12 protein-coding genes and 2 tRNA genes are annotated in these 13758 nt (G+C 63.6%); 13 read left to right on the top strand and 1 reads right to left on the bottom strand.

The genetic code is table 11. The features are described from left to right. The first annotated feature begins 29 nt into the window (after positions 1-29). From gltX to NBW56_RS01980, 10 genes are all read left to right on the top strand, one after another. The gene (gltX, locus tag NBW56_RS02025) at positions 30-1457 is read left to right on the top strand and encodes a glutamate--tRNA ligase (RefSeq protein ID WP_239378762.1); all 1428 of its coding nucleotides are present in this window, start codon (positions 30-32) and stop codon (positions 1455-1457) included. Next, positions 1454-2626, top strand: a complete 1173-nt coding sequence (gene mvk, locus NBW56_RS02020) for a mevalonate kinase (protein WP_190870322.1) — start codon at positions 1454-1456, stop codon at positions 2624-2626. Before gltX ends, mvk begins: the two co-directional genes overlap by 4 nt. Further along, on the top strand, positions 2623-3615 hold the full coding sequence (gene mvaD / locus NBW56_RS02015) for a diphosphomevalonate decarboxylase (RefSeq protein WP_250257782.1): 993 nt from the start codon (positions 2623-2625) through the stop codon (positions 3613-3615). The genes mvk and mvaD overlap by 4 nt, the downstream gene beginning before the upstream one ends. After that, on the top strand, positions 3612-4730 hold the full coding sequence (locus tag NBW56_RS02010) for a phosphomevalonate kinase (RefSeq protein ID WP_250257781.1): 1119 nt from the start codon (positions 3612-3614) through the stop codon (positions 4728-4730). The genes mvaD and NBW56_RS02010 overlap by 4 nt, the downstream gene beginning before the upstream one ends. Continuing rightward, positions 4723-5808: a type 2 isopentenyl-diphosphate Delta-isomerase gene (fni, locus tag NBW56_RS02005; protein ID WP_250257780.1), complete on the top strand. Its 1086-nt coding sequence runs from the start codon at positions 4723-4725 to the stop codon at positions 5806-5808. The genes NBW56_RS02010 and fni overlap by 8 nt, the downstream gene beginning before the upstream one ends. Next, entirely contained in the window at positions 5801-6862 is a 1062-nt protein-coding gene (locus NBW56_RS02000; RefSeq protein ID WP_126846262.1) for a hydroxymethylglutaryl-coenzyme A reductase family protein, read from the top strand. The genes fni and NBW56_RS02000 overlap by 8 nt, the downstream gene beginning before the upstream one ends. Further along, the gene (locus tag NBW56_RS01995) at positions 6859-8019 is read left to right on the top strand and encodes a hydroxymethylglutaryl-CoA synthase (protein WP_250257779.1); all 1161 of its coding nucleotides are present in this window, start codon (positions 6859-6861) and stop codon (positions 8017-8019) included. Before NBW56_RS02000 ends, NBW56_RS01995 begins: the two co-directional genes overlap by 4 nt. Before the next feature lie 139 nt (positions 8020-8158). Further along, positions 8159-8230 (top strand) — tRNA-Gln (locus NBW56_RS01990). 77 nt (positions 8231-8307) lie between these two features. Then, positions 8308-8380, top strand: a tRNA-Glu gene (locus NBW56_RS01985). 129 nt (positions 8381-8509) lie between these two features. Continuing rightward, positions 8510-9328, top strand: a complete 819-nt coding sequence (locus tag NBW56_RS01980) for a universal stress protein (protein WP_126846258.1) — start codon at positions 8510-8512, stop codon at positions 9326-9328. Positions 9329-9349: 21 nt separating this feature from the next. Here the strand turns inward: NBW56_RS01980 and NBW56_RS01975 are convergent, their stop codons facing one another. Then, positions 9350-10081 carry an IclR family transcriptional regulator gene (locus NBW56_RS01975; RefSeq protein WP_126846256.1) on the bottom strand — a complete coding sequence of 244 codons (732 nt, stop codon included), beginning with the start codon at positions 10079-10081 and terminating at the stop codon, positions 9350-9352. 133 nt (positions 10082-10214) lie between these two features. Between NBW56_RS01975 and leuC the strand changes: the two genes are divergently transcribed. The 3 genes from leuC (at position 10215) to murA (ending at position 13730) form a co-directional block, all read left to right on the top strand. Continuing rightward, positions 10215-11651, top strand: a complete 1437-nt coding sequence (gene leuC, locus NBW56_RS01970; RefSeq protein ID WP_250258519.1) for a 3-isopropylmalate dehydratase large subunit — start codon at positions 10215-10217, stop codon at positions 11649-11651. Positions 11652-11682: 31 nt separating this feature from the next. Continuing rightward, on the top strand, positions 11683-12294 hold the full coding sequence (gene leuD / locus NBW56_RS01965) for a 3-isopropylmalate dehydratase small subunit (protein ID WP_250257778.1): 612 nt from the start codon (positions 11683-11685) through the stop codon (positions 12292-12294). A 119-nt stretch (positions 12295-12413) separates the two neighbouring features. Beyond that, positions 12414-13730: a UDP-N-acetylglucosamine 1-carboxyvinyltransferase gene (gene murA / locus NBW56_RS01960; RefSeq protein ID WP_250257777.1), complete on the top strand. Its 1317-nt coding sequence runs from the start codon at positions 12414-12416 to the stop codon at positions 13728-13730. Positions 13731-13758: the final 28 nt, after the last annotated feature.

Raw genomic sequence — 13758 nt, 5'->3', positions numbered from 1 at the left:
CCTCGCCCACAGGCACGCCCCACATCGGTATGGTGCGCACCGCGCTGTTTAACTGGGCCTACGCGAAGCGCACGGGCGGAAAGCTCGTGTTCCGCATCGAAGACACCGACCAAGCGCGCGACAGCGAGGAAAGCTACAACCAGCTTCTCGACGCGATGCGCTGGCTCGGTATCACGTGGGACGAAGGCGTCGATGCCGGCGGCGAGGACGGCCCCTACCGTCAGTCTCAGCGCGGCGAGATTTACCAGGACGTCATTCAGAAGCTCAAGGACGGCGGGTTCATTTACGAGTCGTTCTCGACTCCCGAGGAAATTCAGCAGCGCCACATTGCGGCCGGCCGCCCCAAAGAATCTGGCTACGACGGCTTCGATCGTGACCTGACCGAGGAGCAGAAAGCGGCGTTCCGCGCCGAAGGCCGCGAGCCCGTGTGGCGCGTGCGCATGCCCGACGACGACATCACGTTCAACGATCTCGTGCGCGGGGAGATCACCTTCAAGGCTGGCTCGACCCCCGATTACGTGGTCGTGCGCGCGAACGGTCAACCACTGTACCCGCTCACGAACCCGGTCGATGACGCGCTCATGGGCATCACCCACATTCTGCGCGGCGAAGATATCCTCAGCTCGACGCCTCGACAAATCGTGCTGTACGAAGCGCTCAAGAAGATCGGCATCGCGAAGTTCACGCCCGAATATGCGCACCTTCCCTACGTTATGGGTGAAGGCAACAAGAAGCTCTCGAAACGCGATCCCGAATCCAGCCTCTTCCTCTACCGCGACGAAGGCTTCGTGCCCGAAGGCATGATCAACTACCTCTCGCTTCTCGGCTGGGGCTACAGCGGTGATCAGGACATTTTCACGCGCGAGCAGTTCGTTGCGAAGTTCGACGTCGCCGACGTCAACCCGAATCCGGCTCGCGTGGATTACAAGAAGGCGCTCGCGATTAACGCTGACCACATGCGCATGCTCGACGAAGCCGAGTTCACCGAGCGCATGATCCCGTACCTTGAGAAGGAGGGCGTGGTTTCCACGCCCATTACGGAAGAACAGCGCGCACTTCTCGCGAAGGCCACGCCTCTCGTGCAGCCGCGCATGAACCTCCTCGGCGAGGCCCCGGGCATGCTGCGCTTCCTGTTTATCGACGATGCCGACCTCGTGATCGAGGAGGACGCCCTTAAAAAGCTCGGCGACGATCCGGTTTCTGTGGTGCGCCGCGCGATCGAGGTCATCAACGAGGGCGGTGAAGAGAACTTCACGACCGAGAAACTCGAAGCGTCGCTGCGCGCGGCCATTATCGAAGGCATGGGCGTCAAGCCGCGCCTCGCGTTTGGGCCGCTTCGCTCCGGCATTTCGGGCCGTCGCGTGAGCCCGCCGCTTTTTGAATCGATGGAACTTCTCGGTTTCGACTCGACCCTCGCCCGCCTCGACTCGTTTGCCACGCTTCTCGCATCGCGGTGAGTGACGAGACCTTCGAATACGCGACCGGGCACGGCCGCGCGCACGCCAAGACGATCCTCATTGGCGAGCACGCGGTCGTGTACGGCCATCCCGCGATCGCGTTTCCCATCCCGCATTTGAGCCTCACGGCGACCGCGAGACTCTTGCCGTACCCGGACTCGGTGAGCGCGCATGCCGGTCGCATTGAGGGCTCGGTTTCGGCCGAGGGCTTTGGCACGATCAGTGGATCGTATTCGCTCGCGGAGGGGTTGTCGTTTGACGAGCAGACCGTTCCGGGAAGCGAGGTTCGCTTTGAGAGCGGGCTGACTCTCGACGTGCCATCGACCCGCACGGGGGAGCGGCGCGGCAGGCGGCGCATTGCCACCGTTGGCGATCCGTCGACGGGCGCGATCTATCTCGATGTTGATACGGAAGAAGCGGAAGACGAACTCGCCCAATCCGCCCTGCGCACGATTCTCGGCTATGTGGGGGAGAAGCCGGGACGCGCTGAGGTGACGGTCGAGGGGAGCATTCCCACGGCCCGCGGACTCGGCTCGAGCGCCGCGATGGCGAGCGCGATCGCTGTTGCTGTCGCGCGCTTGTACGGCCATGAACTCACGAGTGAGGAGCGCTTCGAACTCGTGCAGTTCGTGGAGCGCATCGCGCACGGAACCCCAAGCGGGCTCGACGCCTACCAGACCATGGCGAAGGTTCCCCTGTGGTTCCAGGCAGGAAAAGCGGAGCCTCTCGAACTCTCTGTGACCCCCGCGCTTGTCGTGGCCGACACGGGCCTTCCCGGACACACACTCGATGCCGTTCGGGGGATCCGCGAACGGCGCGAACGGGATTCCCGGCTCGTGGATCTCGCGCTCGAAACGATCGCTTCGCTCGCGCACACGACGCGTGAAGCACTCCGCCTTGGCGATATGAGCAGCGTTGGCCGCGCGATGAATGACTGCCAGCAGATTCTTGCGGAACTCGATGTATCGCATCCGCGACTCGAACGTCTCGTAGGTGCGGCGCGTGAGGCTGGTGCGCTTGGCGCGAAACTCACGGGCGGCGGTCAGGGCGGTTGCATCATTGCGCTTGCACCGTCCCACGGCGCCGTGCCCGCGCTCAAGCGGGCGCTCCTTGCGGCTGGTGCGACAAACGTTTGGCCGATCAACACCGCGTGTGAGGAGAGTTCATGACGCGCGCCACCGCTGTTGCCCACCCCAACATCGCCCTCGTGAAGTACTGGGGCAAAGCCGATCGCGAACTGAACCTTCCCGCGACTGGCTCCCTTTCGCTTACCCTCGACATCTTCCCCACCACCACGACCGTTGAACTCACCGAGGAGGCCACCGACCAGGTCATACTTGACGGCGCCACGCTTTCCGGGGAGGAATCCGCGCGCGTGCGCACGGTTCTTGATCTCGCACGCGAGCGGGCAGGTTCGGGTGCGCATGCGCGGGTGACGTCCACGAATACGGTTCCGACGGCTGCGGGGCTCGCGTCGAGTGCAGCCGCGTTCGCGGCGCTTGCGAAGGCGTCGAGCGTTGCCTATGGGCTTTCGCTGAGCGATGCGGAGCTTTCGCGGCTTGCCCGCCGTGGCTCAGGGTCAGCATGTCGCTCAATTTTTGGTGGCCTCGCCCGCTGGAACCAGGGCACGAGCGATGAGACGAGCGTCGCGGAACCCCTCGAGTGGAAGGGGGAAGACCTTGCCATGGTCGTCGCGGTGATCTCGAGCGCTCGCAAGAAGATCGGTAGCCGCGCCGGGATGAACCACACTGTGGAGACCTCCCCGTACTTCGAGGGGTGGGTCCGTTCGAATGCCGCTCTCGTGGAGCGTGCGTCGCGAGCTGTGGCCGAGGCGGATTTCACGAGCCTCGGTGAGATTGCCGAGATGAGTGCGCTGCGTATGCACGCCTCGATGCTTGGTGCCGAGCCGCCCGTGCGGTACCTCACGGGGAAGAGCTTCGCGATTTTTGACGCAGTCCAGGCGCTGCGTGAAGAAGGGCTAGGGGCCTATGCAAGCGCGGATGCGGGTCCCAACGTGAAGATTCTGTGTCGCTCGCGTGAGGCCGCTCTCGTGACGCAGTCCGTGCGTGAGAGGATCGAAGACGTGAAGATGCACGTTGCGAACGCCGGCCCCGGCGCCTACCTCCTTGACGAGGGTGAGCGCCCGAGCGCAGCATGAGCGCTTTTGAGTTCCGTGCGCCCGGCAAACTTTTTGTCGCGGGCGAATACGGCGTTGTGCACCCGGGCAATCCGGCAGTGTTGATCGCGGTGGATCGGGCCGTGACCGCGCGCGCCCTTCCCGTTCGTCGCGCCTTCGGCGTACGCGTAGCGAGCGAGCTGTGGAGCGAAGAGCGCGATTACGCGCCCGCTCACGAGGGGGAGGCGGCGCAGTCGCGTGAGCCAGTTTTCCTCGCTCTCGACGTGCTCGAGGAGTACCTTGGCACTCTGCCAGTTCTCGATCTTCACCTTTCCTCGACCCTCGAGGAAAGTGACGGGCGCAAGTTCGGTTTTGGCTCCTCGGGCGCCGTGGTTGTCGCGACGATCGGTGCCGTTCTGCGGGCCCTCAAAAAAGACGTTTCCCCACTCGAACTCTTCAAGCTTTCCGCCCTCGCCGTGCTCAAGGGCAACGTTCGCGCTTCGTGTGCCGATGTGGCGACGAGCGTTCTGGGCGGGTGGATTTTTTACCGCTCATTCGACCGGGAAGCCGTGCGCGATCTGTGTGCGCACCACGGTGTGAAGGCTGCACTTGCCGCGCCGTGGCCGGGTCTCGCACTCGAGGCTCTCGACGTGCCCGCGAATCTCGATGTGGTGATCGGCTGGAGCGGCGCGCCGGCTTCGACCAGGTCACTCGTCGCTCACGTTGATGAGGCCGCGAGAGAAGGGCTCGTGGACCTCGAGGTTTTTTCGCGTGAAAACGCCGCCTACGTTGACCGATTCGCGAGCGAACTGCGCGCGGGTGAAGCGAGCGCCGCGATGGTGACGCTCAACGCCGTCCTCTCACAGCTTGGCGCCCTCGACAAGGCGGCTGGAGGCACGCAGCCACTCGGGATCGAAACTCCAGAACTGCGCGCCATGACCGAGATCGCCAACGCGCACGGTGCCGCCGCGAAACTCTCGGGAGCGGGTGGCGGCGACTGCGTCATCGCTCTTGCGTCGAGGGCGGGCGTGGCCGAAGCCGTGAGGAAAGCCTGGCGAGCGGCGGGAAAAATTGCGCTCGACGTGGGCGTGCAAGCGTCGGAATTCGCGCATCGCGAAGAGGACACGACTGGAAAGCGAAGGAGCGCCCATGAGTAGTTCGCGCAAGGACGACCACGTGCGGCTTGCACTGGAGCAAGAGACCGCAAAGCTCCGTTCGAGGGACTTCGACGACGTGCGCGTGGTGCACCACGCCCTCGGAGCCGTCAACGTGGACTCGGTGAGTCTTGACGTTGAGGTCGCGGATCGAGTCTGGACGCTGCCGTTTTACATCAACGGCATGACGGGCGGAAGCGAATTCACGGGGAAAATCAACCAGGCTCTCGCGATCGCGGCCGCGGAGACGGGCATCGCGATGGCTTCGGGCTCGATGAGCGCGTATTTCAAGGATCCCTCGTGTGCACCGAGCTTCACCGTTCTTCGCGAGGAGAACCCGCACGGCTTCCTCATGGCGAACCTCTCGGCAAACGCAAGCCCTGAGCAAGCGCGCGAAGCGATCGAACTGATCGACGCCGATGCCCTCCAGATTCACGTGAACGCCGTCCAAGAGATCGTGATGCCCGAGGGCGATCGCGAGTTCGAACACTGGAGCGGGCATATCAAGGCAATCGCACGAGCCGTGGATGTCCCCGTGGTGGTGAAAGAAGTCGGTTTCGGGATGACGGGCGCCACGGTGCGAACGCTGTCCTCTCTCGGCGTTGCTTACGTGGATGTCGCGGGCAACGGTGGAACCGATTTCGCGCGCATCGAAAGTGCGCGCAGAGCTGATCGGTTCTCCCACCTCAACGGTTGGGGCCAAAGCGCGGTCGAAAGCCTCATTGACGCACGGGGGGCATCGCGCGACACGGGTATTCCACTTTTCGCGAGCGGAGGCGTGCGCACGAGCCTCGACGTGCTCAAGGCCCTCGCTCTGGGTGCCAAAGCCGTAGGCATCGCGGGCGGTTTCCTCGCCACGGTGCGCGAGGACGGGCCCGAGGCGCTCATCCGCGAGATCCGCACGTGGGAGGCACAGCTGCGCTCAATGATGGCGCTGGTGGGAGCACGAAATGTTGAGGCGCTTACGCACACCGATCTCGTGCTCACGGGAAGCGTGCGCGAATACGCGAATGCGCGAGGTTTCGATCTTTCCCATTTCGCACGGCGAAGCGGCAAGGCAAGTGGAGGTTCTCATGAGTGACAAGCGCGATCAGGGCGCGTTCGCCCAGATCCCCATGAAATGGCTCGGCCCGCTGCGGATCAGCGGAAACGTGGCCGAAGGCGAGGTCGAGGTTCCGCTTGCGACCTATGAGACGACACTGTTCCCCTCGGTCAAGCGCGGCGCCACCGTGTCCCGCCTTGTGGAGGGCGGTATTCGCACAACCCTCGTAGACGAACGCATGACCCGCTCGATCTTATTCGAAGCGGATTCCGCAGCCGAGGCCTATGAAGCCGCACAGCGGATTTGCGCGGACCTTGCAGGGCTGCAAGAGGTCGTCTCTTCGACGAGTCGCTTCGCCCGCCTCATCGATATTGCCCCCGAGATCGTGGGCAACCTCCTGTATCTTCGCCTCGAGTTCCTCACGGGGGATGCTGCGGGCCACAACATGGTGACCCTCGCCGCCGATGCGCTCATGCCTCACATCGCGAGCCGCGAGCCGATGCTCCGTTACGCGAGCATTTCCGGTAACTACTGCACCGACAAGAAGCCCTCCGCCGTCAATGGCATTCGTGGCCGAGGCAAGAATGTCATTGCAGAAATCGTGCTGCCCGAAGAGGTGCTTCGCCGTCGACTCCGCACGAGTGCCGAACGCATGATGGACCTTAACGTGCGCAAGAATCTCGTGGGCGGAATCGCCGCGGGCTCGCTCCGCAGCGCAAACGCGCACTACGCGAATATGCTGCTCGGCTTTTACCTCGCGACGGGCCAGGATGCCGCAAACATCGTTGAGGGAAGCCAGGGAATCACGCACACCGAGCGCCGTGGCAACAATGGTGAGGACCTCTATTTCTCGTGTACGATCCCGCACCTCATCGTCGGTTCCGTGGGCAACGGCAAAGGCCTTGACTTCGTGAGCGAGAACCTCGAGCGGCTTGGGTGCCGAGACGATCGCGAGTCGGGGGAGAACGCGAGGCGACTCGCGGGGCTCGCCGCGGCGACCGTTTTGTGCGGGGAGCTTTCCCTCATGGCCGCGCAGACTAATCCGGGCGAGCTCATGGCCGCCCACGTCCAGTTTGAAAGGAGTTCGCGATGACGCACGCGATCGGCATCACCGATATCTCAGCGGCGACGACCTCGCTCTTCTTCCCCCTCACTTCGCTCGCCGAGGCGCAGGGCACGAGTGCCGGGAAGTACTTGCGCGGCATCGGTCAGCACGAGATGAGTGTGCCCTGCGAGGACGAGGACATCGTGACCCTCGCCGCGAGTGCCGCGGCACCCATCGTTGAACGCCACGGTGTCGACGAGATCCGCACTCTCGTTCTTGCAACGGAGACGGGGATCGATCAGTCAAAAGCCGCGGGCATCTATGTGCACGAGCTGCTCGGACTCGCGCAGCATACGCGTGTGGTGGAGCTCAAGGAAGCGTGCTACTCGGCGACTGCCGCGTTGCAGTTTGCGCTCGGAATCGTCTCCCGCCATCCGGGCGAGAAGGTCCTCGTGATCGCGAGCGATATCGCCCGCTACGAACTCGACTCGAGCGGTGAGGCGACTCAGGGTGCGGGAGCGCTCGCGATGCTCGTGAGCGCCGACCCGGCGATCATGACGGTCGAACCTGCCTCGGGGCTTTTCACCGAGAATGTCCATGACTTCTGGCGCCCCAACGACCGCACGACCGCTCTCGTTGACGGACGTTTCTCCGTCACCGTGTACTTGCGCGCCGTGACCGCCGCCTACGACGACTACGTCAGTCGCGGAGGAGCGGAGTTCTCTTCCCTCTCGCGTGTGTGTTTCCACCAGCCATTCACGAAAATGGCGACCAAAGCGATGCAGACCCTTGCCAAACACGCGGGTGCCGAGTCTGTTGCCGATGCCGTCTCGACTCTCGAGGAGACGATGATTTTCAACCGGCGCCTCGGCAATACCTACACCGCTTCCGTGTACATGGGGCTTCTCTCGCTTCTCGAGAACGCCGAACTGGAGGCGGGGGAGCGGGTCGGCATCTTCAGCTACGGCTCGGGTGCGGTCGCGGAGTTCTTCTCCGGCCGGCTCGTGGAGGGATACCGCTCGCAGCTTCGGCCCGGTGCGCTTTCCGCCCAGCTTGAGGCACGGCGTGAAATCGGCTACGAAGAGTACCGCGAGCGTCACCTCCTTGCCGATCGCACGGGGGATTTTGAGGCGCGCGTTGAGGCGCAGGGCCCCTTCCGCTTCGCGGGCGTGCGCGACGCGATTCGGGTGTACGAAAAGGCGTGAGAAATGGGGTCCGACGCTTGCTGGGCGAGCGTCGGAACCCCTCTCGTGTGAAGGCTTCCACAAACGGGTCACGAAAAGTTGCCGGGCCTACCGGGCTCGACTACTGTGGTATTTCGTTCGGTTCGCCGAGCGAAGCCCTTGGGGTATGGTGTAATTGGCAACACGGCTGATTCTGGTTCAGTTGTTCTAGGTTCGAGTCCTGGTACCCCAGCGATGCAGGTCACACGGCCTGGATTTGGAAACGATCAGCTGTTTTGCTAAAGTTTCTAAGGCCTCATTGAGGCAAAGGCCCCGTTCGTCTAGCGGCCTAGGACGTCGCCCTCTCACGGCGGTAACACCGGTTCAAATCCGGTACGGGGTACAGAGCGAAAGCCCGACCACTTCGGTGGTCGGGCTTTTTCGTGTCCGGGACCTTCCCGACGTATCCTTAAAGCCAGCAGGGAGTTTAGGTTCACAAAAGCGTGAGCCCGGCCGTGGAAGGAAGAAAACCATGAGTGCAAATGAAGGCCGCATCGTTGTGGGTGTCGAGGACACCGAAGAATCCGATCACGCAATCCGCTGGGCGGCGCGCAATGCCCTGGCTCTCAAGAAGCCCCTGCACCTCGTGCATGCGTTCGTGTGGCCGCTCATGGGCGTCGACGTCGACCCCGTGCCGGGCGTGAGCGGTTCTGGACTCAAGGTTGCCGCGCAGCGCCTCCTTGATGAAGCGGCGGAGATCGCGTATGAGGTTGCCCCGGGCTGCGAGGTGACGACCCAGATCGTTGATGGTCGCGCTGTTGACGTTTTGATCAAGCAGTCGGAGACCGCCGATGCCCTCGTCGTAGGCTCGCGCGGGCTGGGCCGTTTCCTTTCGCTCATCGTTGGCTCTACGAGCTCGGCGCTGCTCACGCGCTCGAAGTGCTCGATTGTCGTTGTGCGCGGCGATATCGCTGCCGACGGCCCTGTCGCGGTGTTCTATGACGGCGGAACGGCGTTTGATCGCGCCCTCGAGCGCGCCGCTGAGTTCGCGAAAATTTACGGAACGGGTGTGCGTGTCATTCCGTCAATCGTCATTCCCGAGGAGAAATGGGCGGGCATCCTTGAGGATGCCCAAGCGTACTTGCGTAAGGTTTCCCCCGAGGTTGACGTGGAGATCACCGAGTACGGCCGTCAGCACACCGCGAAGGAACTCATTAGGCGCAGCGAAGGCACGAGGCTCATTGTGGCGAACGCGCGCGGGAAACACGAGGAGCTTGAACGCCAGCCGGTCGTGTCGAACACGGCGTTCCTGCAGTACGCCAACACTCCCGTGTGGCTCGAGCGGCAGTAGCCGCTCGGCCTCCCGCGGGGGCTACGCTCCGGCCTGGCGGACGAGCTCGCTGAGTTTTTCGGCGTAGGCGATGACCGAGGCCGCGTGGATGCGCCCGGGCTGACGCGTCATGCGGTCGATGGGCCCCGAGATCGAGAGGGCCGCAACGACCCGGTCGCTCGGTCCTCGCACCGGGGCGCTGACCGACGCTACTCCCGATTCGCGCTCGCCAACGCTCTGGGCCCAGCCGCGCCTGCGCACGGCCGAGAGCATCGACGCGGTGAAGCGTGCGCCGTGGAGGCCGCGGTGAAGCCGATCGGGTTCTTCCCATGCCAAGAGGATCTGCGCGGCGGAGCCTGCGCGCATCGTGAGGGTGGAGCCGAGCGGGACCGTGTCACGAAGGCCGCTCGGCCTCTCCGCGGTGGCAACGCACACGCGGTGATCGGCTTGGCGGCGATAAAGCTGGGCGGATTCTCCGGTATAGTCCCTGAGCTCGGCGAGGATCGGCCCAGCGGAAGCGAGGAGTCGATCCTCGCCTGCGGCGGCCGCGAGTTCGGTAAGGCGAGGGCCGAGGATGAAGCGCCCCTGGATGTCGCGCGCCACGAGCCGGTGGTGTTCAAGTGCGACCGCGAGTCGGTGAGCTGTGGGGCGCGCAAGACCGGTCGTGCTCACGAGATTGGCGAGCGTTGCGGGGCCCGCCTCGAGAGCCCCGAGTACCGTGGCGGCCTTGTCGATCACGCCGACGCCGCTTCCCTCTTCCTTTTGAATGTTCATGGAATAAGACTAGCGTCTCGAGATATGAAATGCGAGTGCCTCGCCCCCTGGACGTCCGTGAGACTTGGGCCCAATGAGCCGCGCGCCTTTCACGACGGGCACCGCGGGAGACGACGATCGAGGAGTCAATGACATGGCGGGAACTCTCGCGGAAAAGGTATGGCGCGATCACGTGGTCCGCAAGGGCGAAGGAAACGAGCCCGATCTTCTCTACATTGACCTTCACCTCCTTCACGAGGTGACGTCGCCGCAGGCATTCGAGGGCCTGCGCCTCGAAGGGCGAGCGCCGCGGCGCGTTGACCAGACGCTCGCGACGGAGGATCACAACACTCCGACCGTGAATATTGATAAGCCAATTGCTGATCTCACGAGCCGCACCCAGATCGATACGTTGCGCAAAAACGCTGAGGAATTCGGCGTGCGCCTCCACTCGCTCGGTGACGTCGACCAGGGGATCGTGCACGTCGTGGGCCCCCAGCTCGGGCTCACTATGCCGGGTATTACAGTTGTGTGCGGCGACTCGCACACGTCGACTCACGGCGCGTTCGGCGCTCTCGCGTTCGGCATCGGCACCTCGGAGGTCGAGCATGTGCTCGCCACTCAAACCCTGCCCCTCAAGCCTTTTAAGACCATGGCGATCAACGTGGAAGGCTCGCTGAGGCCGGGCGTGAGTGCGAAGGACATCATCCTCGCGGTCATTGCGAAGATCGGAACGGGCGGCGGGCAAGGATACGTGCTCGAATACCGCGGTGAAGCCATCCGTCGCCTCTCCATGGAGGGGCGCATGACGATCTGCAATATGTCGATCGAAGCGGGTGCCCGTGCCGGCATGATCGCCCCCGATGAGACGACCTTCGAGTACGTCAAGGGGCGCCCTCACGCGCCGAAAGGGGAGGCGTGGGACGAAGCGGTCGAGTACTGGAAGAGCCTCAGGAGCGATGACGACGCGACCTTCGATGCCGAAGTCGTGATCAATGCCGATGAGCTCGAGCCTTTCGTGACGTGGGGAACGAACCCCGGCCAGGGGCTTCCGCTCTCGAGCGCTGTTCCCGCGCCCGAGGACTTCACCGACGAGAACTCGAAGGCCGCCTGTGAGCGCGCGCTCGAGTACATGGATCTCGAACCCGGCACACCCCTGAAGGACATCCGCGTTGACACGGTCTTCATGGGCTCGTGTACGAACGGGCGCATCGAGGATCTACGCGCCTTTACCGACGTGATTCGTGGCCGCCAAAAAGACCCGAACGTTCGTGTGCTCGTGGTGCCGGGCTCGGCTCGCGTACGCCTCCAGGCGGAAGCCGAAGGGCTCGATAAGGACATCCTCGCCTTCGGCGCGGAGTGGCGAAACGCGGGCTGCTCGATGTGCCTCGGCATGAATCCGGATCAGCTCGCTCCCGGTGAGCGTTCGGCCTCGACCTCGAACCGTAACTTCGAGGGGCGTCAGGGCAAGGGTGGGCGCACCCACCTCGTGTCGCCCGTTGTCGCGGCAGCGACCGCCGTGCGTGGAACCCTCTCCTCGCCCGCCGATCTCGACAATCTTGGTGAAACCGACGCGGCCGTGCTCGCCTGAGGCCCGCGGACGCGTGGAAAGGACTCGCATTATGGAAAAGTTCATCTCGCACACGGGCGTTGGCGTTCCTCTGCGCCGCTCCAACGTGGACACCGACCAGATCATCCCCGCCGTGTACCTCAAGCGCGTGACGAAAACGGGATTCGATGACGGGCTTTTTAGCGCGTGGCGCCAAGACCCGGACTTCGTGTTGAATCGCGAGCCGTACACGCGCGGCTCCGTGCTGGTCGCGGGGGAGGAGTTCGGCACGGGCTCGTCGCGCGAGCACGCCGTGTGGGCGCTTCGCGACTACGGCTTCAAGGCTGTGCTGTCGAGCCGCTTTGCCGACATCTTCCGAGGCAACGCGGGCAAGCAGGGCCTCGTGGCCGCGGTGCTCTCGCAGGCCGACATCGAACAAATTTGGAAGATCCTCGAAAATCAGCCGGGCACCGACATCACCGTGGACCTCGAGAACCGGGTGGTAGAGGTCGCGGATGCGACCTTCGCGTTTGAAATCGACGACTACACGCGCTGGCGACTCATGGAAGGCCTTGACGACATCGGGCTCACGATGCGGCACGAAGCAGAGATCGCGGAGTTTGAAGAGCGTCGCCCCTCGTGGCTTCCGAAGACGCTCCCCGCGCGCACCCCCGACGACCAGTAGAAGGAGTCTTTTGCGCCCTCGGCGTACACGGTGCCGCTGTGCCGTTATTTCCACAGGGCTGTTCGGTATGGTGAGACGGTTACCTGTGGGCTCAGCCCGGAAAGGGAATCAACTCCACTATGACCTCAAGCTTCTATGTGCGTGGCGGCAAGCCGCTCGAAGGTGAGATCACCGTTCGCGGTGCGAAGAACCTGGTTTCGAAGGCCATGGTTGCAGCGCTCCTCGGCGAAACCGAAAGTTTCCTTACGAGCGTTCCTGACATCAGCGATGTGCGGATCGTGAGCGAACTCCTCCGCGTGCACGGCGTCAAGATCGAGCGTGACAAAGAGGCGGGAACCCTCCGCATGGATCCCTCCAACGTTGAACGCGCGCACGTGGCCGATATCGACGCGCACGCGGGAAGCTCACGCATCCCGATTCTCTTCTGCGGCCCCTTGCTGCACCGCCTCGGCGAAGCCGTCATTCCCGATCTCGGTGGATGCCGCATCGGCACGCGCCCGATCAACTATCACCTCGACGTGCTGCGCAACTTCGGCGCGCATGTCGATAAGCGCGAACACGGCATCTACATCACGGCACCCGATGGGCTCCGCGGCGCGAAGATCCGCCTCGAATATCCGAGCGTCGGCGCCACCGAACAGGTGCTGCTCACGGCCGTGCGTGCCCAGGGCATTACGGAACTCGAAAACGCCGCCGTTGAGCCTGAGATCGAGGATCTCATCGCGGTGCTTCAAAAGATGGGCGCGATCATTTCGCTTCGCACCGATCGCACGATCGTGATCGAAGGCGTGGAGAAATTGAACGGTTATCGCCACCGCTGCCTCCCCGACCGTATCGAGGCCGCGAGCTGGGCATGCGCCGCCCTCGTGACGCATGGCGACGTGTTCGTGCGCGGTGCAGAGCAGAAGGCCATGGGCACGTTCCTCAACGTGCTGCGGAAGATCGGCGCCGGCGTTGACATTCACGACGAAGGCATTCGCTTCTACGACACGGGCGAGGGGCTCTCCTCTGCGGCGATCGAGACCGATGTTCACCCGGGCTTTATGACCGACTGGCAGCAGCCACTCGTCGTGCTCCTCACACAGGCGAACGGTATTTCCATCGTCCACGAAACGGTCTACGAAAACCGCCTCGGCTTCACGAGCGCCCTCAACGACATGGGTGCCCAGATCCAGGTGTATCGCGAGTGCCTCGGTGGTTCGCGTTGCCGTTTCGGCCAGCGCAACTACAATCACTCGGCCGTCGTGAATGGTCCGCGCCCGCTCAAAGGTGCGGAAATCACGGTTCCGGACCTGCGCGGCGGGTTCAGCTACCTGATCGCGGCGCTTGGTGCCGACGGCACCTCGCAGATTCACGGCATCGACCTGATTGATCGAGGCTACGAATCATTCAGGGACAAGCTCACGAAGCTTGGCGCGGATTTTTGGGAAGAGTGAGAACTCATCGACTCTCGACATGAGGAGC

This window comes from Dermabacter sp. Marseille-Q3180 (assembly GCF_940792985.1).
GTDB classification, from domain to species: domain Bacteria; phylum Actinomycetota; class Actinomycetes; order Actinomycetales; family Dermabacteraceae; genus Dermabacter; species Dermabacter vaginalis.
Note: the sequence above shows the minus strand (reverse complement) of the source record. Positions and strands in the feature narration are given on the sequence as shown.

Coding starts and splice junctions, on each gene's coding strand:
- gltX (WP_239378762.1), top strand. CDS start 30: ATGGTGCGCACCGCGCTGTTTAACTGGGCCTACGCGAAGCGCACGGGC.
- mvaD (WP_250257782.1), top strand. CDS start 2,623: ATGACGCGCGCCACCGCTGTTGCCCACCCCAACATCGCCCTCGTGAAG.
- NBW56_RS02010 (WP_250257781.1), top strand. CDS start 3,612: ATGAGCGCTTTTGAGTTCCGTGCGCCCGGCAAACTTTTTGTCGCGGGC.
- fni (WP_250257780.1), top strand. CDS start 4,723: ATGAGTAGTTCGCGCAAGGACGACCACGTGCGGCTTGCACTGGAGCAA.
- NBW56_RS02000 (WP_126846262.1), top strand. CDS start 5,801: ATGAGTGACAAGCGCGATCAGGGCGCGTTCGCCCAGATCCCCATGAAA.
- NBW56_RS01995 (WP_250257779.1), top strand. CDS start 6,859: ATGACGCACGCGATCGGCATCACCGATATCTCAGCGGCGACGACCTCG.
- NBW56_RS01980 (WP_126846258.1), top strand. CDS start 8,510: ATGAGTGCAAATGAAGGCCGCATCGTTGTGGGTGTCGAGGACACCGAA.
- NBW56_RS01975 (WP_126846256.1), bottom strand. CDS start 10,081: ATGAACATTCAAAAGGAAGAGGGAAGCGGCGTCGGCGTGATCGACAAG.
- leuC (WP_250258519.1), top strand. CDS start 10,215: ATGGCGGGAACTCTCGCGGAAAAGGTATGGCGCGATCACGTGGTCCGC.
- leuD (WP_250257778.1), top strand. CDS start 11,683: ATGGAAAAGTTCATCTCGCACACGGGCGTTGGCGTTCCTCTGCGCCGC.
- murA (WP_250257777.1), top strand. CDS start 12,414: ATGACCTCAAGCTTCTATGTGCGTGGCGGCAAGCCGCTCGAAGGTGAG.